This is a genomic window from Nostoc sp. PCC 7107 (assembly GCF_000316625.1).
GTDB lineage: Bacteria > Cyanobacteriota > Cyanobacteriia > Cyanobacteriales > Nostocaceae > Nostoc_B.
Map to the genome: position 1 here is coordinate 3,864,538 of NC_019676.1, position 18,815 is coordinate 3,883,352.

Annotated in this window: 15 protein-coding genes and 1 pseudogene; 10 read left to right on the top strand and 6 right to left on the bottom strand. The window is 37.8% G+C overall.

The window, feature by feature from the left end; all coding sequences use genetic code 11:
- Nucleotides 1–47 precede the first annotated feature (47 nt).
- The 3 genes from NOS7107_RS16710 to NOS7107_RS16720 all read right to left on the bottom strand — a co-directional run bounded on the left by NOS7107_RS16710 (nucleotide 48) and on the right by NOS7107_RS16720 (nucleotide 4,749).
- Complete coding sequence (locus NOS7107_RS16710) at nucleotides 48–1,904, bottom strand: asparagine synthetase B (protein ID WP_015114132.1); 1,857 nt, start codon at nucleotides 1,902–1,904, stop codon at nucleotides 48–50.
- A gap of 63 nt (nucleotides 1,905–1,967) precedes the next feature.
- Nucleotides 1,968–2,276 (bottom strand): PqqD family protein, encoded by a 309-nt coding sequence (locus tag NOS7107_RS16715; protein WP_015114133.1) that lies wholly within the window; start codon nucleotides 2,274–2,276, stop codon nucleotides 1,968–1,970.
- A gap of 109 nt (nucleotides 2,277–2,385) precedes the next feature.
- The gene (locus NOS7107_RS16720) at nucleotides 2,386–4,749 is read right to left on the bottom strand and encodes a polysaccharide biosynthesis tyrosine autokinase (protein ID WP_157374066.1); all 2,364 of its coding nucleotides are present in this window, start codon (nucleotides 4,747–4,749) and stop codon (nucleotides 2,386–2,388) included.
- Between the two features lie 205 nt (nucleotides 4,750–4,954).
- Between NOS7107_RS16720 and NOS7107_RS16725 the strand changes: the two genes are divergently transcribed.
- The 5 genes from NOS7107_RS16725 to NOS7107_RS16745 all read left to right on the top strand — a co-directional run bounded on the left by NOS7107_RS16725 (nucleotide 4,955) and on the right by NOS7107_RS16745 (nucleotide 10,725).
- Nucleotides 4,955–5,791 (top strand): glycosyltransferase family 2 protein, encoded by an 837-nt coding sequence (locus NOS7107_RS16725; protein WP_216594388.1) that lies wholly within the window; start codon nucleotides 4,955–4,957, stop codon nucleotides 5,789–5,791.
- Between the two features lie 37 nt (nucleotides 5,792–5,828).
- Entirely contained in the window at nucleotides 5,829–6,620 is a 792-nt protein-coding gene (locus NOS7107_RS16730; protein WP_015114136.1) for a bifunctional 2-polyprenyl-6-hydroxyphenol methylase/3-demethylubiquinol 3-O-methyltransferase UbiG, read from the top strand.
- The gene (locus tag NOS7107_RS16735) at nucleotides 6,613–8,055 is read left to right on the top strand and encodes a hypothetical protein (RefSeq protein ID WP_015114137.1); all 1,443 of its coding nucleotides are present in this window, start codon (nucleotides 6,613–6,615) and stop codon (nucleotides 8,053–8,055) included. The genes NOS7107_RS16730 and NOS7107_RS16735 overlap by 8 nt, the downstream gene beginning before the upstream one ends.
- Nucleotides 8,056–8,062: 7 nt before the next feature.
- Nucleotides 8,063–9,373, top strand: a complete 1,311-nt coding sequence (locus NOS7107_RS16740; RefSeq protein WP_015114138.1) for an O-antigen ligase — start codon at nucleotides 8,063–8,065, stop codon at nucleotides 9,371–9,373.
- A 146-nt stretch (nucleotides 9,374–9,519) separates the two neighbouring features.
- Nucleotides 9,520–10,725, top strand: coding sequence for a glycosyltransferase (locus tag NOS7107_RS16745; protein WP_015114139.1), 1,206 nt, complete (start codon nucleotides 9,520–9,522; stop codon nucleotides 10,723–10,725).
- A gap of 79 nt (nucleotides 10,726–10,804) precedes the next feature.
- Here NOS7107_RS16745 and NOS7107_RS29165 read toward each other — a convergent pair whose 3' ends face one another.
- A complete protein-coding gene (locus NOS7107_RS29165; protein WP_052314757.1) occupies nucleotides 10,805–11,005 on the bottom strand; it encodes a hypothetical protein in 201 nt (66 codons plus the stop codon).
- Between the two features lie 348 nt (nucleotides 11,006–11,353).
- Here NOS7107_RS29165 and NOS7107_RS27930 point away from each other — a divergent pair, with 348 nt between their 5' ends.
- Nucleotides 11,354–11,707, top strand: a complete 354-nt coding sequence (locus NOS7107_RS27930; protein ID WP_301281003.1) for a transposase — start codon at nucleotides 11,354–11,356, stop codon at nucleotides 11,705–11,707.
- Between the two features lie 360 nt (nucleotides 11,708–12,067).
- Nucleotides 12,068–12,943, top strand: a complete 876-nt coding sequence (locus tag NOS7107_RS16760; protein WP_015114141.1) for a hypothetical protein — start codon at nucleotides 12,068–12,070, stop codon at nucleotides 12,941–12,943.
- A 78-nt stretch (nucleotides 12,944–13,021) separates the two neighbouring features.
- Here the strand turns inward: NOS7107_RS16760 and NOS7107_RS16765 are convergent, their stop codons facing one another.
- Complete coding sequence (locus NOS7107_RS16765; protein WP_015110984.1) at nucleotides 13,022–14,167, bottom strand: IS4 family transposase; 1,146 nt, start codon at nucleotides 14,165–14,167, stop codon at nucleotides 13,022–13,024.
- A 340-nt stretch (nucleotides 14,168–14,507) separates the two neighbouring features.
- Between NOS7107_RS16765 and xisF (NOS7107_RS16770) the strand changes: the two genes are divergently transcribed.
- From xisF (NOS7107_RS16770) to NOS7107_RS29715, 3 genes and pseudogenes are all read left to right on the top strand, one after another.
- Entirely contained in the window at nucleotides 14,508–16,112 is a 1,605-nt protein-coding gene (xisF, locus tag NOS7107_RS16770; RefSeq protein ID WP_015114142.1) for a fdxN element excision recombinase XisF, read from the top strand.
- Between the two features lie 168 nt (nucleotides 16,113–16,280).
- Nucleotides 16,281–16,482 (top strand): annotated as a pseudogene (locus NOS7107_RS29435) (hypothetical protein); the annotation flags it as partial.
- Nucleotides 16,483–17,046: 564 nt separating this feature from the next.
- Nucleotides 17,047–17,175 carry a hypothetical protein gene (locus tag NOS7107_RS29715; RefSeq protein WP_301280979.1) on the top strand — a complete coding sequence of 43 codons (129 nt, stop codon included), beginning with the start codon at nucleotides 17,047–17,049 and terminating at the stop codon, nucleotides 17,173–17,175.
- Here the strand turns inward: NOS7107_RS29715 and xisF (NOS7107_RS16780) are convergent.
- Nucleotides 17,172–18,716: a fdxN element excision recombinase XisF gene (gene xisF, locus NOS7107_RS16780; RefSeq protein ID WP_015114145.1), complete on the bottom strand. Its 1,545-nt coding sequence runs from the start codon at nucleotides 18,714–18,716 to the stop codon at nucleotides 17,172–17,174. The two genes, NOS7107_RS29715 and xisF (NOS7107_RS16780), sit on opposite strands and share 4 nt — an antisense overlap.
- Nucleotides 18,717–18,815: the final 99 nt, after the last annotated feature.

Consider the following 18,815-nt stretch of genomic DNA (forward strand, 5'->3'; position numbering starts at 1 on the left):
GTCTTTTATATATAGGCTTTAAAAAACGCTTGGTACTTATACTAACTTTAATAAGACATAGCTTCAAGTTTTACTTTATTCGATGACACAACTTGAGAACTACGCAACCAATAAGCAACCGCCAAAGCTTTCTCTACCTCCATGAATTTTCCCGTATCAATTTCCTCGGACTGTAAAAACCGATTTAACTCGGCTGTATCTACATATTCTTCCAAACCTGGCGTATTCTTTAATAAATCGCCAATCCACAAACCAACCATTTCCTGCATTCCCTTGGTATACTGGTCAGGCGCATCAAAGACAATTTTTTTCCGAGTGCGGATAGCTTCTGGTAATTTACCCTTCATTGCCTCCCGCAAGATATTTTTATTAATTAACCAAGGTACAGGGGGAATTGACACAAGAAAGTTGACCAAGCGCAAATCGAAAAAAGGATAGTAATGTTTAACTGCTATCCCGGTTACACCAGGGTCAAATTGTTCAAATATGTTTGACCAAAATGGAGAATTAGCCATGCCATAGCGAGAGATATAATCTATCGATTCGGCACTCATTTTCTGGTATCGTTCTTGTAAATTTAGTTGCTTAACTTTATCAGAGTTAAACCAAGTCGGAAGTTCTAATTTCTCTTTGTTAATTTTGCGCCAGTAAGCCCAACCTTGACGTAGATAAAATTTACGAGAACGATGGGTATGTAAATAGTGCAAAAACACCTGCAACGACTCTCGACGCAAACCATGTTTCCACCACTCCAACCAATAAAACTCGCCAAACCGCAAACCAGGGTCGCCACCAAATCCGGTTAATACTACCCGTGCGTGGTCTGCACAGCGTTTAGTAAAATCATTACCAGCATTGCGGGCGGGAATACCATTCGGTTGGGGTAATGGTGTTTCGGGGTTTTCTGGGGGAACATGGCAGAAATAACCTTCGCAGTTCATCTCATTTAAAGGAATACCGATATAATGAGCTACCATGCTGGCATAAGAATCTTCCTCCGGCATCATCAGGCGGTCTCTCATCGTAAACGCCTGAAAATCAAAGGGTGTTCCTCTTTCTAACAGTACCTTGTTTGCCGTTGCCGCAATACTAGTAGAATCCATCCCCCCACTAAGATGGGTAGCAATGCTTTTTGTCCGCAACCTATCACTAACAGCTTGCTCAAATAGTTCCGAAAAATGCTCTACATATTCTTGGGGATGTTTATAAAAAATTAAGGGTAGAGTGTGGGGTAATTGCCAATACTTTTGGATATTTAATTTCCCTGCTTGCCAAGTTAAAGTATGGGCTGGGGGAAGGCGATGAATATCATGAAAAACGGTTGTAGACCATTCCATATTCATCCCCTGTACCAAGAAATCCCCGACCGCTTGCTGATTTAACTTTGTGGATACCTGGGGATGTAAGCGAATGCAATTCAGGGTATTGCTGCAAATTAAAGTATTGTTAACCTGCGCGTAGTAAAACGGTAAGATACCAAACTGGTCACGTCCACAAAAGAGGCGTTGCTGTCTTTCATCCCAAATAATGAAGACAAAATCTCCCATCAAGTGGTCTACACAACCTGTATCCCAAACTAAATAGGCGTGTAAAACTAATTCCACATCTGGTGCATTATCAGCAATATCTCGACCTGCTGCCCATAAAGTTGTCAGCAAGTCTTTTCGACCATCTAACCTTGCATCAGCCACTATCCACACTTGGTCATCTAGGGTAAATGGTTGTCTCTCATGTTCTTGTTCAAAGGTTGTGCGTAACAGGGTATGACCGAATCCTAATTTACCTTTATGCCAAACGTTTTGAGCATCAGGGCCACGAAAGCCCATGTAGTCGGTCATTCGGTACAGTAGGGATTTATTGACGGGTTCGTTATGGGTATTTAAAAGACTAATAATGCCACTCATGGATTTTTGAATTTAGTAAGTAAATTTATATCTTGTGCTTTTTAAACGCAGAGAAACGCAGAGTCAGCTTACTTTTTGCAGCAATCCTTCTTTTATGAGTTCATCAATTAACAGGGCTACATCTTGGCGGATTGTAGCTTCATCAATCGCATATACTTTTAGCAATGGCGAAATCACACTTTCTACATCCCCCAATTCTGTGATTAGCTGCCATATCCGACAAGCAGCGTTGTTTAAAGTGTAGTAAGTTTCATTGTCGAGGTTTAATAGAACCATTTCACTGTTGAGTTCCTGCGCGAGGACGTTCTCAGGAATGGATAAGTTGAGAGCAAAGACTGATGTGATAGGTTTCTTAAATTTAATGTTTAACATTTTCTTTACTTCCTGATTAATTTACGGAATTCGCAGTGTCCAGATCCCCGGCTTTTTTGAGAAGTCAGAGATCTTCTTTTTCACGAATGATTTAGGATTGCTCACTTTACTAACGCGATGCTTTTAAAGGTAAAAACTTATCTTTTGTGCCTTGACTATAGTAGTGGTTATAGTATTCAGTATAGTTTTGTTGATATCCTTTAATGCCATTGGCAACCATACCTAATAAAGGAATATGAGATATTTGTAAGTCATTTAAAACTTGCTTGGCAGCAGTTTTTTCAGTTTTGTCTAATCCGATAACCATGATTAGACCATTTGTTTGACTAGCCAAAAATTTAGCATCAGCAAATCCGTGTAAAGGTGGAGTATCTACAATTACTAAATCATAGGATTTTTGAAATTGTACAAGTAAATCCCTCATTTTGCTAGAAGATAACAACTGGGCAGGATTGGGAGGTGTTTTACCTGCTGTGAGGATATGTAAGTTTTCATTTTCTGGCGAAATTTGAATTATATTTTCTATTGGAAAACTACCAGAAATTAAGTTAGATAAACCCCAAACATTAGTTAAACTATGAACGCGAGTGTGAATGGTAGGACGACGTAAATCAGCATCTATCAACAAAACTCGTTTACCCATTGAAGCAGCCACTTGAGCTAAATACACAGCAATGGTTGATTTTCCTTCACCAGGGAGGGCAGAACTGATTACCAAAGATTTTAGTGGTTTGTCGGGGTCAAGAAAATCTAGATTTGTTTGTAGTGAAATATAAGCTTCCCAGTAGTGAGAAAGGGTGTAATTTCCGTAATGAGTTAGTTGGTTAGTGGCGGCTTTTAATTCTTTTTGAAAAGGAATTGTGCCTAAAAGAGTCAGTCCTGTATTATCTTGTATTTCTTCAGGTGAGTGATATTTATTGTCAAATTTTTCAACAGCGATCGCAGTTCCGATACCAGCCAGTAAACCAGCAAAACCACCAAGTAATAAATCCCGAACTGGATTTGGTGATATCGGCTTATTTGGGGCTTCAATTCTGGAAATAACTTGCCAAGGTGGAACTTTTCGGGCTGTCTCTATCTGAAGATTTTCTTTAGCTACCAAAAAGCGGTTTAAGCTTTGGTTAGCGATTTCTAAATCACGGCTTAAATCTGCATATTGACGGGCAATTCCAGCAAATTGTTGTAAATTTCTGCGAGCTTGATTTTCGGCGATCGCCAGTGCTTTTTGCCTAGCTAGTAATGCTTGAAACTGATTACTAGCTGCAATCAATTTTTCTATTATTTCTGTCCGAATTTTACTTGGTGAAGCTACACCAGGCAACTGTTGTATTTCTTTGAATAATTGTATACCTAATAGATTAATAACTTGTTGTTGAATCAGTGATAACAGATGTTGTCTTTCTTCTCGCAAAGCAATCAGACTTGGATGCTCGTCACTTAATTTGACTGACTCAGATGCAATTTTAGCATCTACTCTTTGTAATTTCTCTAACAAGGCTAAGTAATTGGGGTCTTCACCTAGAACAGACAAAGCTACTGCTTGTTTAAAATCTATACCTAGTTGTTGTTGTAAATCTTTGATAGTTGATTGAGTTTCGCCCAATAGAGCTTGGGTTTCTTGTCGTTGTTGAATAATGTTACTCAGGCGTTCAGTCAATACTTGGCTTTGCTTTTCAGGATCAACTAAATTGTTCTGACGACGAAACCTTTGTAATTGGACTTGCAGTTGATCTACTCTTTGTCGTTGTTGCGGCGATAGAGCTTCTACGAGTTTTAGCGCTTGTTTACTACTAGTTTGAAGTTTCTCTAGATAATAGGCGGTGTAACCTTCTGCTAGTTTATCTAGAACAAACTCAATTTTCTCTGGGTCGGTATCTTGGTAACTAACTTCTACAATTGCGGTATTTTCCTTATGTTTAATTTTTAACTGCTTGACAAGTTGGCGGTAGTCGATGTCTGGGTAGCGGCTTTGAATTGTCGGTAGTAAGGGAGAAATGACTTTATAACTTGCTAGTACCTCGATTTCTGTTTTGAAATCTCGAAACTGTAATGGTACAACTGCTGACCTTCTTGGACTGTCGGCTAAGGGGTTACTGTCACTATCAGAGGTTGCGGAGTCGAGCATCAACTGAAATTGCTGTTTGTAAATCGGTTTTTGCAACCATTGTTTACAAATAACACCTGCAATTATGACTCCACTGACGGCAATGAAAACTACTAAACGCCGACGTGCGATCGCACCTAGTTGGTGTAATTCCCAAGGGTCTGATTGCGGTTTTGGTAAGGCTTGAGGTTTGAACAAGGTTAAGTTTTCGACGTTTTGAGTCATGCTGAAAAAGTTGGAAGGTAAATTATCAAGCTGAATCGCACTCCTAGACAAGACTGGTGTCGTGACACCGGAATTTAGTAATTGCGATCGCAACGAGCAATCTTCAAGCTTTATTTTGCGAGGCTTTTGCCTCAGTCCAATCAAAGTTACACCATTAATAAATCATCTGTGGATTTTTGTAACCTGTCGAACTCGTATTGTTTACAAAAATTGAAATAAGTTGGCAAATTACTGAAATTGTGAAGTATAGTCTTTTCATTTCCTAACGAGTGATGTTACAACCAAACAGGCAAATATGGTAGAAAAAAAGCAAATTTGCTTTTTTTCTAAGTAATTCATATAACTAAAAGTGCCTAATAATACCAAAAATAAATACTTAATGAAAGTATCAGTTATTACAGTTGTACGTAACAATCAAGCAACAATAGCCCATGCCATTAATTCAGTTCTCTATCAAGACTACAAAAATATTGAATATATTGTGATTGATGGTAATTCTGATGATGGCACCGTTGAAATAATCCAATCCTACGGGGAACAGATTAGTAAAGTTATCTCAGAGCCAGATAATGGGATATATGATGCCATGAATAAAGGTTTAAATCTAGCAACAGGAGATATTATCGGGCTATTAAATTCAGATGATTTTTATAACAATAATCAAGTAATCTCCCGCATTGTTCAAGAATTTAAATCTCAAAAAGTAGATTTATTGTTTGGTGATATAGTTTTTGTCAATCCGCACAAACTTCATCAAATAATTCGTTACTATAGTTCCGCAAATTTTCATCCAGACCGATTTAGTTCAGGTTGGATGCCTGCTCATCCTAGCTGTTTTCTCAAACGCCATATTTACGAAAAGTATGGTTACTATCGAACAGATTATCAACTTGCAGCAGACTATGAATTACTTTTAAGGTTAATAAAAGTTAATAAAATTTCCTATAGTTATTTATCTCAAGTATTAGTCAAAATGAGACCTGGAGGCGCAAGTAATAGAAATTTTAGGTGTAGGTGGATAGCTAATCAAGAAATTATTAAAGCTTGTACAGAACATGGTGTTAAAACTAATATACTCAAGCTTTTAGCAAGATATCCAACTAAAATTTTTGAGAAAGTATTGATTTACTCTCCAAGGAAAATTCCTCAAATAGAAGTTAATCAAAGTCATCAATTATATGCGTAACATTAATTTACAAAATACCAAGTTTTGAACTTTATTTATGATAGATTTAATCCGCGATCGCCTAGCAACTCAACAAGCTGTAGAAAGAATTGTTCCAGAAGATGAGCTACCAGGTATTGTCTCTATCCATCTCAAACGTTATCAATTTGCTGCTGGCTATTGTCAAGGAAAAAAAGTATTAGATGCTGCTACTGGCGTGGGATATGGTGCAGCTTATTTAACTCAAATCCAAGCAGTGGATAGTGTGGTTGGTATTGATATAGATCCACAAGCAATATCTTACGGACAAAGCAGATATTATAGCGATCGCCTGCAACTTCAGATTGCAGATGTTACCCAAACAGATTTCACCGATTCCCAGTTTGATGTGATTTGCTCTTTTGAAACCATCGAGCATCTATCAAATATTCCTGCCTACTTGCAAGAAATGATACGTATACTCAAGCCATTAGGAGTATACATTGTTTCTACACCCCAAGTAGCAAAAACTAACTATAGTCCGAAAAATCCCTATCATACCGTGGAATTTTCCCGTCAAGATTTTCAAAACTTACTAAAACAATACTTCTCTCACGTAGAACTATATGGACAGCGCCGCAAACAATCAGAACTGCACTATTGGTTAACCAGAATTAGCACTTTATTAGGTATCAGAACTTACCTAGCTAAATTTCAAAAACTACGCCAGTCTGCTAACAAAGTTTTACACACCATGACCTTTGAGGAGATGTCTGTTGACGATATCCTCATCTCTCCAGAAAGGATAGAACGAGCCTCGGAAATTGTTGCTGTATGCAGACATCCCTTACAAAGAGTCAATCATGTCTAGTAGAAAAGTAATTTTTTTTGAACTTAACGAAGTGCCTTTTCAGATAATTGATGATTACTGTCAAAAGTATCCTCTTTCTCATTTAGCTCAAATATTACCCAAATGTTCCCAATACATCACCTACACCCCGGACACTGTTCTCAGTCCTTGGATTACTTGGTCTACAGTCCACCGAGGCGTTCCTGCTACCCAACATAACATTTATCATTTTGGTCAAAATCTAACGGCTGTCAATCAAACCTATCCTCCTATCTGGCAGATATTAGCTTCTCAAGGTATTACTACAGGAGTTTTTGGTTCACTGCATACCCATCCTTTACCTACTAATTTAGATGGATATGCTTTTTACATCCCAGACAGTTTTGCAACTAGCAGTGAATGTTTGCCAAAGCATCTTTCTGCCTTTCAAGAATTTAATCTTGCTATGGCAAGGCGTTCTTCTCGCAACGTCTCTAGTAAATTTCCTGTCAAAAGTACATTACATCTATTAATGCAGATTTACAATCTTGGTTTGAGATGGTCAACTTTCGTTGATATAGCAAGACATTTACTTATAGAGCAGTTAAAACCTTGGCGAAAAAACCGCAGACGGACTTATCAAGCCGTTCTATCCTTTGACTTATTTTTTCAACAACTCAAAACTAGCAGACCTGACTTCGCTACCTTTTTCACTAACCACGTTGCATCCGCTATGCACCGTTACTGGGCGGCTGCTTTTCCATCAGACTACAATAATTTTGGTTATAGCCAGGATTGGATTACTCGTTATAGCAAAGAGATTGACTTTACCATGAGTAAATTTGAGCAGTTTTTTACTCAGTTAATAGCATTTGTTAATTCTCATCCTGAATATACTCTCTGGATAGCTTCTAGTATGGGGCAGAAAGCTACCACTGCTTTTCCTGTACAGACCCAATTACATCTGGCTAACATAACTAAATTTATGGCAAGTTTAGGTATCCCAGCAAATGCTTGTTTTCAAATTCCTGCCATGTTTCCAGAAGTTGGCATCACTGTGAAAGAGCCTTGGGTAAATCAATTTCATCAGCAGTTAAGTCAACTTCGGATTCACGAAGAACTTATAAGTTTTACTCAAAAAGATAGAAACTCCTTTGCTTTAATTTTCGGTCAAGTCAATTTACTCCAAAAAGGTGTTGATTATGCAGTAGTAGCAGGCGAAAAAATATTGTTGAAACAAATGGGGCTAGAGAATATCCGTATTGAAGATGAAACTAATGCTAATGCCTATCATATACCTGAAGGTTCTTTAATAATCTACGACCCCCAAAATTATCAACCAAATTATCAGAGAAAACGAATATCTTGTTTGGAAATTGCTCCTATGATTCTGAGAAATTTCACTATTAAAATTCCAGCATATATGAAAGATTTGACTAATTTATCAAAGACGAATAATTTAACTAATTTTGCATAAATCTAAGATGACGAAAACATATATAATTGGAGTAACCGCTCCTAATCAAACAAGAAACTTAGATAGTTGGCTGCCCTCTCTTTGTTGGCTACCCCTTGCTTTGTCCATCAATAGTTTTTTCATTCCACCAGGGACATCATTAGGTTACTGGGGACGTTGGATAGGATTAGCTTTCTTAGTTATTTATGGTTTATGCAAAATAGTTCTACCTAGTAAATGGAAGATAAATAAGTTTGATTATTTTGCCTTTGTTTTCTTTTTATTAATTACTATTAGCACTGTATGTGCAAATACAGATGGTGCGCTTTATATCTCAGATTTTTATCAAACTGGTGTTTTTAAAGCATTTTCTCTTTTATTAACTTATTTATTTTTGACTTTGGGTGTACAAAGTTTAATCAAGTCTCTTAATGATGCTATAGATATAATTAAAAAATTAGTTTTCATAGTTACTATTATTTATACAGTAGGTTTAATCGGAAATTTATCAGGGTTGATTCCTGAGTTTGTTGGCTTTTACAGTGGAATATTTATTAATCCCAATACAACTGCGGCAGTGGGCGTTATCATTTTACCCTTATGTCTCTGGGTTGCGTTTTCACAAAAGCAATGGGGAGTATTTAGATTATTACCGTTATTAGTTATAATAGCGGCTGTTGCTTTAAGCGAGGCAAGAACTCCATTTGTTGTTATAAGTATTTTGACTATTTATTACTTGATGTCTTGGTTAAGATATCAAGGATGGAGTATGACTAGTATCTATGCTATGTCAGCGATCGCTATTAGCTTATTTTCACTATTGAGTATATACTTTTGGGAATCAGATATCGCAGTTAAGCTATACGATAGTCTGACAGATACTAGATATGGTGGGATTACTAGTTATCGCACTAGCTTGATTTGGCCTTTATTTATCAAAGAGATTTTTTCATCTCCAGTTTCTGCTTTAATTGGCAACGGTTGGGGTAGCGAAGAAGCTTTATTAAAATCTCAAGGCTTAGATACTAAAATTTTTGAAATTTTCAATTTAGGTAATGCCCATAGTGCTTATTTGGGTTTGACCTATCAAATTGGTCTAATTGGTTTAGCACTAACTTTCCTACCTCTATGGGCAATTGTTTTCAATCAAATCAAAGAAAGTTCATCATTTCACAATAGAGAGGAGTTTGAATTTAAATTAGCCTTGGTAGGTGCGCTTTTAGCAGAACTATGTGTTTGTTTTTTTGAATCAGGCTTTTATAACATTGGATCTGCTCATGCTTTACCTGGGTGGTTAGTGACTTACATTGCCGTTAAAGTTCCTGAGATAGGCAAGTAGCCATCAAAAATATATTAATAAGGCATAAATCACAGGTTATAAGCTAGGAACTAACATTCTAAGCAACTGTTTTTTAGTACTTATGCGTAGTCTACATCCAATAAATTTCGATTCAATTGCATTTTCTATTTTTACTAAAGGTTGAAATGAAAGTACTTCATGTTATTCCCTCAATAAGTCCGTCTTTAGGTGGGCCAACTCAAGTAGTTCTTAATTCAGTTAAAGCTTTGCGAGACTGCGGAGTTGACGCTGAGATTGTCACAACAAATCACAACTGTACTACTACCTTTGATGTTCCTTTATACCAAAAAACAGAGTATGAGCAAGTTCCGGTATGGTTTTTACCTTATACTTCTCCTGCGCTCAAAGAATTTATTTTTTCGGCTCCCCTAACTCAATGGTTGTGGCAGAATGTTCGTAATTACGACATTCTTGATAACCATTATCTTTTTTCTTACGCGCCTACCTGTGCAGGAGCGATCGCTAGATGGTACAAAGTTCCTTATACAGTCCGCGTTCAAGGTCAACTCAGTTCTTGGGCCTTAACTCAAAGTAAGTTAAAAAAGCAAGTATACTCTTTGCTGATAGAGCGTCATAATCTTAATCATGCAGCAGCTATTCATTGTGCTTCTACTGAAGAAGCTAAAGATGTTCGCAAATTTGGTATTGATACTCGTACTGTTATCTTGCCTTTAGGTGTAGAAAAATTCCCTAAATTCCCACAAGCTAAGACAAGATTACGTTCTGTATATGGAATTCCTGAGCAAACACCAGTCATTTTATTCCTGTCTCGTCTACGTTATAACAAGCGCCCAGATTTACTGATCAAAGCACTAAGCCACATTGCTAATTTAAAAGGTGACTTTCATTTGATTTTGGCAGGAGATGGAGAACCGAACTATGTCAATTACTTGCAACAACTGGTCACATCTTTGAACTTGTCTAATTGTGTAACTTTTGCTGGTTTTGTCGCCAACGAGCAGAAAAATTTACTGTTGCAAGGTGCAGATTTATTTGTGCTGCCATCATTATCGGAAAACTTTAGTATTGCTGCGGCAGAAGCAATGGCAGCAGGTTTGCCAGTTATTGTTTCTTCGGAGGTGCAAATAGCTCCAGATATTATTACAGCTAATACTGGGTTAGTAGTCGAAGGCGAAATCGAACCTTTGATTAAAGCAATTTTGCGACTTTTAGATTCACCAACATTTAGGCAAGTATTAGGCGAAAATGGCAGACGCTTGGCAATACAAAATTATTCCTGGGACTCGATTGCATTAAGTTTAGCTAATGTATATGAAGCTCTTATTAGAGACAATGCTACTACACTTTCTGAGATTTTGACATTTAGTTAAATACAGCACAATGCAACTGAACTTATTCACTTGGCTGACAATCGCCCAACCCGCTCTTACCTCTGAATTCTGGATTGTCTTATGCTAAAGTTTGGCAAACTTCACTAATCTGGTAGTTCTTGAGTACTTGGATGCGTTGCACCACATCGTTGACGATTCTACCAGTCGGCACTTTACCGCCAGTCGCTTCTACCGAAGTCTGCCATGCTTCTTGCTGTTGTTGAGTTTCTAGCTTTGCCACTGGTCGAACTTGCCTCTCGACTGCCAGTAAAATGTCCACAACGATAGCCGCATCAATTAACTGGTAAGAACGGGAACAATTGTAACCAAATCTATCTTTGCAATATTCCTCAAAGGTTGAGTGAATTGATCTGTACAGTCTGCGATGCCTGCGGCAACGTCATTAGCGAAGCGGTAGCGAGTTTACGAGCGTCAGACGAACGCGGAGTTCCGCTTGGCGTTGTTGCGTGAATAGGCAAAATAGTAAATTTGGTAAGCGACGCACATGGCGTACGTAATACCATTTTGGATTTTAGATTTTAGATTTTAGATTTTGGATTGGGTAAGGGTTGATTGGTAAGTTTTTGGGCTATCCATCTGTCGCAATTATTTTTCAATTTGGTATAAGCTGCATTTGGGAGTTGATGAGGGAAGTGGGGAAATTCTGGCGGCGGTAGTAACTACTAATGATGTAGCAGATTGTGAGGTGCGGCCCGACCTATTAGAGCAGATTGATCAACAAATAGAACAAGTATCTGGTGATGGTTGTTATGACACTATTGCCCGCGGTGCAAAAGCGACAATTCTACTGCGTATCAACGCCGAAATGCAACAACCACACCCTTATTCCCAGCCCTATCCCAGAGATGAAAATCTACGATGGGTGAACCAAGTTGGGCGCAAGCAATGGAAACACGTGAGTGGATATCATCGCCGATATGCGTCCGAAACTGCCATTTTTCGGCTCATGTGTTCACTCTAGCGCACGAGCTAAACTTTATACTTTTCAGGCTTCTTCTAAGTCTCGGTTTTCTAGCGCAGAGAAATATTTGATGGCGATCGCGGTAAACTGTCTATTTTCCGTTAGCTCTCAAAAAGCTGACTGGTACGAAAAAATGTTGTGATTCTTGAACTGGGCGATCACAGATTGAATGAGCGTGCAACGTCGATCAGCAATGAACCGTCTTTAAGAGGGCTTGAGTTCCAGGCTTTAAAGATTCACCATAATATCTATCTGGCTCTTCCGCCGTGTTGTAAGAGTCAATCTTGCCAAAATTCTTTACCCTTAGATTTTCTTAAAAAATATCATACAACATAAGCAGATATTTAGGACATTAATTAAATGAACCAACAAACAATTTATCCGTCGGCAGAAGAACTTAAACTAAGTACTTATAATATAACAATCTATGAGTTGAATATTCAGGGTAAAGAAAAGCCAGATAGAAATGACTATATTCAAGCTTTTGGATTGCTACCCGATTTTGTTCTCAAGACGAGGGGAATTTTAAGCTCTGAGCTAAATGAAGGAACTTTTGGTGTAGTACTCAGCTCTCATCAAGATGCTTTTAAGGCTATCAAGCAGTGGATAATTCACTTTGATAATACCGCCAATGATAGCCATACCCCAGATCCGCCAGAGCTACATTTTAGCTGGGAGTTGGACTATAAACCCCATGCTGAACAGTCTTGGGCTTTACTAAATCTCTGTGAAGAAATTTTGAAGAGAGATTTATTCGATTGGAAAAAGGAAATACCATCTCTTTCATCTGCTCAACTTTGGGTTAGCTATGAGTTTGAGCAATTAGAAAAGACTTTTAAAACAACCGGAATATTAGACAAAGGCTCTCGAAAAGGAAAACAATCTTCCTGTGATGCAATGTTAAAGCAAATAAACAAAGACTTCTATTCTCTGCTTTCACGAAGATTTAAATCTGCTTTTAAATATCAACCAATTCAAATTCAAACTTGGGATTCCACTGAGGATGCTATCAGAGTACACGCTGAAAAAATTGCACAACAAGACATTCAGTTTAGTTCTATCTACTCCAAATATATCAAGATTCGGAAACAGACTCTCAGAAGCATCCGGAATAATCCTAATCTACAGTTTTCTGCTTTAGAAACAGACGGCGCGCTATTTGTTGGTGGAAAGGGTAAGCGAGGAAAAAGTCAAAAACGCTCTAAATCTCAAAAAGGATTTTGTAAAGAAAAGTAACAAATAGCAAAAAAGATGCACAGAAGATGAAATTTAAAATCTGTTCTGAGAAGCTTATCTGAAGGGGTGACAAAAAAGTTATAAAGCAGACTGGATAAGAGTCATAGCCCGTAGACCTTGTTGAAAATATGGCAGTTTACTGGGCTTGAGGCGCATCAATTCATGAGCTAAATCAGCCCAAAATTCCATTGCCCCTACCCATAACTGACCATACAAACCAATCCAAAAAGCACTATGTCGGCGGTGCAATCGTTGTAACTCCTTCAGACGACCAACATATTTTTGTAGTCCAGAGGAGCGAGAATTACGACCAACTAAAATAGCACAAGTATAGGCAATAGCAATTAATAAAATCAGTGCTATCAAACGTTGACCATCAGCATAAGTAGATTCGAGATTATACCCCCCAGTTTTACAATCTTTAAACATGGCTTCGATACCACTCCGCAACTTAAATGCTTTAATGGCATCTTTGAGACTATCAAGGTTAGTTAATAAAAACCAGCCAGCAGGCTCAACAACTCCACGATATTTGCGCTTGTAATATCCGGCGAGATTAAAATTGGCAAACCCTTTCTGTTTAGTTGCTTGAATCCCTGTCAAAAAAAACGAGATGCCAGGAGTTAATCCCAAAGATTGTAAGCGTTGGTGTGATTGGTTTTCTTGCCGAATATAAGTACCTTGTTTCTGACGCAATACAAAGTCAATGCCCTTGCTATGTAACCAATTTGCTAGTTTTATACTGTGGAATTCTCTATCTCCCAGTACCAGCATTTGATATCCCTTAAATAACTGCAATAGTGGACGAATTAATTTTTTCTGCTCTCCCAAATTGCTACATCCTTTTTTAGGTAACAATAGCCAGTACACAGGTATTGCTCTTTTTTGTTCTATTAAACTAATTACAAATACATTTTGTGAACGCCATTGTGTTCTATCAATCGCAAATATTAGCCGTTTCTCTCCTCTTTTCAGACTATTTTTCACCCATCGTTTGAGCAGGGGAAACCACAGATATGGAATCGACAACTGAGGTAGTAGTAAAAATCTTTGTATACTCCGCCTCCGACTTTCAAATTTTATCGGTTGTGGAAATACTGTTGCTAGTTTCTCAATTGTCACAGTTTTATGAAATTGCAATAGCATTAGTAAGATTTCTAGCATCTTGTACTGTGCGGGTGTCAGTACATTTTGAAAGCAGTTTTGGTAGAATTTAGGTAACATTATCATTTGATAGGTCTTGTTGAGAATACCTGACCTATCTTTTTTTACCCCAAAACGGTCACGCTCCTCTATTTTCTTGGCTTCAGCCGCTTTGTCACCCCTTCAGGAAGCTTATTTCAGAGCAGATTTTTTTTAGGAGATGAAATAAAGGAGTAAATTCTAATTCTTCTTTTTTCATTTTTATTGGAAATTTGCAAACTGAATAGATTGTAAAGGAGCAGTTTCACTATTTAAATAATCCAATAATTTGGCTAGTTTTTGTGCGTAGCTAACTCCGAAGGGGTACGCACAAATATTATATTTGTAGAGAAGCTAAGTTTATAGCGTATGGAGCTAAAACATGAAAGAAATAGAAAAGTTATTTAGTGGAATTAATCATGTTATTACTGGTAAATTTGACTCTGAATTGGAGATTATTTTAGGTTATGCAAGGGTATCTAGCCGAGAACAAGCAATAAATTCTCATGCGCTAGAGCAGCAAATCCAAAGATTAAAACATGCTGGAGCTTATTTAGTAATTGTTGATGTGCAGACTGGTAAGAAAGATAATCGCCCAGGGTTAATTAAACTCATGCAACTTGTCAAAGACGACCAAATTGCTGAAGTTATTATCACTCGGTTAGATCGTCTTGGTCAAAGTGTTCCTTTAATCCGAAAAAATATTTTGGTTTTTCAAGACAGTGGGATTAATTTACGAATACTTGACCAATTAATTGACCTAAAAACAGCGCAAGGTATGTTTATGATCAACCTATTAGCCAGCCTTGCTGAAATGGAGGTTGATCAACTCTCAGAACGAGTTAAACACGGTAAACAGCATCGTCGTAACCAACATGCAGCATGTGAATGTGTACCGTTTGGATATAAGGGTGAAAAGCAACGTTATCAACTAGATCAAACTCCCTTCCTATGTCTTCTTCTAGAACGACCTAACAACTATGCAGATCTGTATCACGAAGAAGATATTAACAAACTCCCTGGAACCAGGATTGCTCAACTTGCAAGAGACTGTATTGATATCTTTTTCAAGACAAAGGGAGTAAGCAGAGCTTGCAGTGAAATTTGCCATAAATATGGGATACAGCACACTCACAGCAAGAAAAATGGAAATGACAAGATTTTTCACTGGAGTCCACAAGGTCTGAGGCGTTGGTTAACTAATCCAGTGCTGTGTGGACACACAGTCTACAACAAGCGAATCAAGACTAGTACAGGCCAACGTAAAAATGTTGATCCAAAGGATTGGCAAATTATTTACGATACCCATCCTAATGACCGACTAATCTCGGATGAAGAAGCAACTGAGATTAACAATGTTCTTGAATTCAATTCGTCTCGATGCGGAGCCTTTCTTTATAACTATGATTCCTCTAAGCCTGATGGTTATGGAGAATTCGCTTATCAACGCGGTCTTGTCTATTGTGCAGAATGTAACTGCAAATGTATCACCAAAACTCATGGGTATAAAATCAGGTATCACTACTATGCTTGTCGCTATGCTAGTCAAGGATGCAGCAACCGCAAAGGTACTAGAAAGGATGCGATTGAAAGGGCATTGATTAGCAACTTATTGCAACAATCAGTTGCACTCCAAGCTAGAACTTTACAGACAAATAGTCCTTCTCCAGAATTACCAATTAAATCCTCAAAGCTCACAAAATTAGAAGCTCGGTTAGCAAAGTTAGAAGAAATTACAGATTTTGATCCAGAATTAGAAGCACTAAAACAGAAAACTTTGCGGGAGATTCAGGAAGAAATCAATCCCTTCTCTACCAATGCAATTGATACAAAAACTGTTGAAGAAATTATTCAAGCTGGAAATAATCTCTTCATTTGGTACAACCTTACACATGACGACAAGGTTGCTATTTATCCAAGGTTAGTTGAAAAAATCACTGTTCGGAATGGTGATGTGGAATCAATAATACTTAATACTTCTCTCTAGTTTTATTGGTTTGTTGACTTTGCTGTTTTTTTAAAGACTACTCTACCTAAATTTAGAAAGGAAATGCTCATGAATTTTAAGAATGTATTTGAACTTAATCAAATTAGGAGTGAAATTGCTTTCCAAAAAGCAATCAAGCTTTGGCAATCAGAACCTAAAGTTTTTGGTATCGATTGTCCACATTGCTACTCATTGAACTTCAAAAAATACAGCTTTGAACAAGGTAAGCAACGGTATATATGTAAGGATTGCAAACGTCGATTTAATGAAAGACCACACTTTGAATGCAACTGTATAATACCAGGGAAAAGTACGCTATGTCACAATTGTCCTCGGTTTCAGCAGTTTCTGGAAATTATGCGTCAATATATTGACGAGCTACGAGAACTGAGTATGGAAGAACTACAGAGTTTAAGTCAGCAGCAGTCGTTAGAAGTTAGTGGTTCCTGTAGTTTGCTTCCAAATGATTGATTTAAAACACTGTAGGTTCAATATTTAGTTGCTCTTGTAGTGGGCTTAATTCTTTTGGTTTCTCAGTTATACCCCAGGATCTGCCATCGCAATCTTTTAAGTGCGATATGTATGAATTAGCACGCGCGAACATAACTAGTAACTAGGATTAATATTTCCTCCATCTTATCTTGTTTACTAAATATTACAGAATGTTAATAACAGGGGGACAAATTGCAAGATTAACAAGTCTATTTTGTAAAAAAATCACAAAGCAATTATCTCACCTCTGTGTATTTCAAAAAATGGAATACTCGTCTTAACTGAAATAATAGATAGTTCATTTTTTGCCCCTTCAGTTCCGCTATCTAAACTACTTCTAACATTTTGTTCTATCAAAATATTTTCATTACAAGTAGATGCTTGTAATGAACAAAAAAATTTTGAACTTTCGCTATCCTCATATTAACTAACAATGGTGCTTATGTCTTACGAATCTTGGTCACAAGTTGTAATTCGCACAGTGCTGGAATGGGAAAAATGTAAAGCCGAGTTACAATCTATCTCGGCTATTCCAGAACGAAAAACAAAATCCAAAAACAAAACTGCTTAGTAACGATACTCAATGGCTGTAATGAAGTTGCCATCTACACATATTTTTTTGACGCAGCCATTGAGTATTAATCGTTTGTCTTGGGGTTGAAGTCCTTGCCAGTAACTTTTATTAGCAAAAGCCTGTATAATTCGTTCCTTAGCAATTAGGGATTCTTTGGCTGCATTATGTGTTGTTCCAAGTGCGATCGCAATCTGTTCTTTGAGATCATTTTTTATTTGCTCAATAGCTGAACTTGGTGGCAAAGTTTCCAATGTATTCAGCGATGCACGCAGAGTTTTTACTTCTGCTGGTTCCTCTATAGGAACTTGCTCATCTGTGTCAACTAAGTTCGCTAACCGTCCAGCTTCTTTAGCTAAGAAATCTACTACTTGGATATCCAATATTTTGGATGAAATCATATTTTTATTGCCACAGTTGCCAGCTTTATACAAACGGCACTGAAAATAATAGATAGCTTCTCCACTTTTATTTACCCGTTTTGCATGGCGCGTCATTGAACCACCACAATGACTGCATTTGATTAAATTAGAAAACGGGTTTACTTCGTTCTCTTCTCTGGAAGCCCATCGGTTATTGCGGTTTTCTCTGATAATCTGTTTTACTCGTTCGTGTTCGTCGTAAGTGATAATTGCCTCATCGTCGTGGGTTCCCCATTTTACCTTCCACTCGTCAAAGTGTTTGCGTTTTCCCTTTGATTTAACGTAAGTATCATAAGGTAAACCCCCTGCGTAAACGGGGTTGACTAATAATGCTTTTAAACCTGCGATCGACCATCTCAGCCCAGACCAAGGATAACGTAAGGGATGGTTAACTTTATTTGGTGTAAAGACAATTTTATCTAAGTCATCGTCGTTGACTATCCGTGAAGATGTTTCTGGTTTGTTCCAATCAAAGGCTTTTGTTTCTATCCCAAAATCTGAATGCAGTTTACGCACAGTTGCTGCTACCGAACCGCACTCAAAAAAAGTGTTAAAAATATGTCTTGCCAGATCAGATACCGTTAGTTCTGTGCGTTCTTCTAACAAGCAAACGCATGGTGAGTCATCGCAGACATATTTATCTTTGTGGATACGATATCCCAATGGGGCAACTCGGTGACTTTTTCCTTGATTTACCCGATGACGACGTTCACTTTTTAACCTTTCCGTCACCATTCTGACCTCAAATTTGGCAGCTGCAAGTAACATATCTATTGTTAATTCCCCGCCCAGGCTATCAGGGTCAACTCCTTGATCTAAGGCTATGAGTTTAATTCCCTTAGAGCGCAATACCTCCAACAATGAATAAAACAACCGCGATGATGAACCAATCCGGTCAATCCGGGTAAATTGCAGAGCTTTTACCTTACCCTTTGACGATATCTTCAAATCATTAATTAATTGTTGTAACCCTTCCCTGACTTCAGTTGTCCGCGACTGAATATCCCAGTATACTTTGGAACATCCTGCACTACGCAAGCGTTCTATTTGCTTACGCAACGCACCTTTATCTGTTTGCTGCTCCTCACCGCTGACTCTAGCGTAACCCCAAATTTCCATAACAACGCATAGATACGACTTTCAATTATATTTGATAACTAATACTTCTATTCTCAGAAATTCTCTGAACAATTGCAAAAGCATCAGGGTGAAATCCTA

Excerpts from the sequence above, each read along its gene's own strand:
- NOS7107_RS16745 (WP_015114139.1), top strand. The coding sequence starts at position 9,520 with ATGAAAGTACTTCATGTTATTCCCTCAATAAGTCCGTCTTTAGGTGGG.
- NOS7107_RS29715 (WP_301280979.1), top strand. The coding sequence starts at position 17,047 with ATGTCTTACGAATCTTGGTCACAAGTTGTAATTCGCACAGTGCTGGAA.
- NOS7107_RS16730 (WP_015114136.1), top strand. The coding sequence starts at position 5,829 with ATGATAGATTTAATCCGCGATCGCCTAGCAACTCAACAAGCTGTAGAA.
- NOS7107_RS16710 (WP_015114132.1), bottom strand. The coding sequence starts at position 1,904 with ATGAGTGGCATTATTAGTCTTTTAAATACCCATAACGAACCCGTCAAT.
- xisF (WP_015114142.1), top strand. The coding sequence starts at position 14,508 with ATGAAAGAAATAGAAAAGTTATTTAGTGGAATTAATCATGTTATTACT.
- xisF (WP_015114145.1), bottom strand. The coding sequence starts at position 18,716 with ATGGAAATTTGGGGTTACGCTAGAGTCAGCGGTGAGGAGCAGCAAACA.
- NOS7107_RS16760 (WP_015114141.1), top strand. The coding sequence starts at position 12,068 with ATGAACCAACAAACAATTTATCCGTCGGCAGAAGAACTTAAACTAAGT.
- NOS7107_RS16735 (WP_015114137.1), top strand. The coding sequence starts at position 6,613 with ATGTCTAGTAGAAAAGTAATTTTTTTTGAACTTAACGAAGTGCCTTTT.
- NOS7107_RS16740 (WP_015114138.1), top strand. The coding sequence starts at position 8,063 with ATGACGAAAACATATATAATTGGAGTAACCGCTCCTAATCAAACAAGA.
- NOS7107_RS16715 (WP_015114133.1), bottom strand. The coding sequence starts at position 2,276 with ATGTTAAACATTAAATTTAAGAAACCTATCACATCAGTCTTTGCTCTC.
- NOS7107_RS16765 (WP_015110984.1), bottom strand. The coding sequence starts at position 14,167 with ATGTTACCTAAATTCTACCAAAACTGCTTTCAAAATGTACTGACACCC.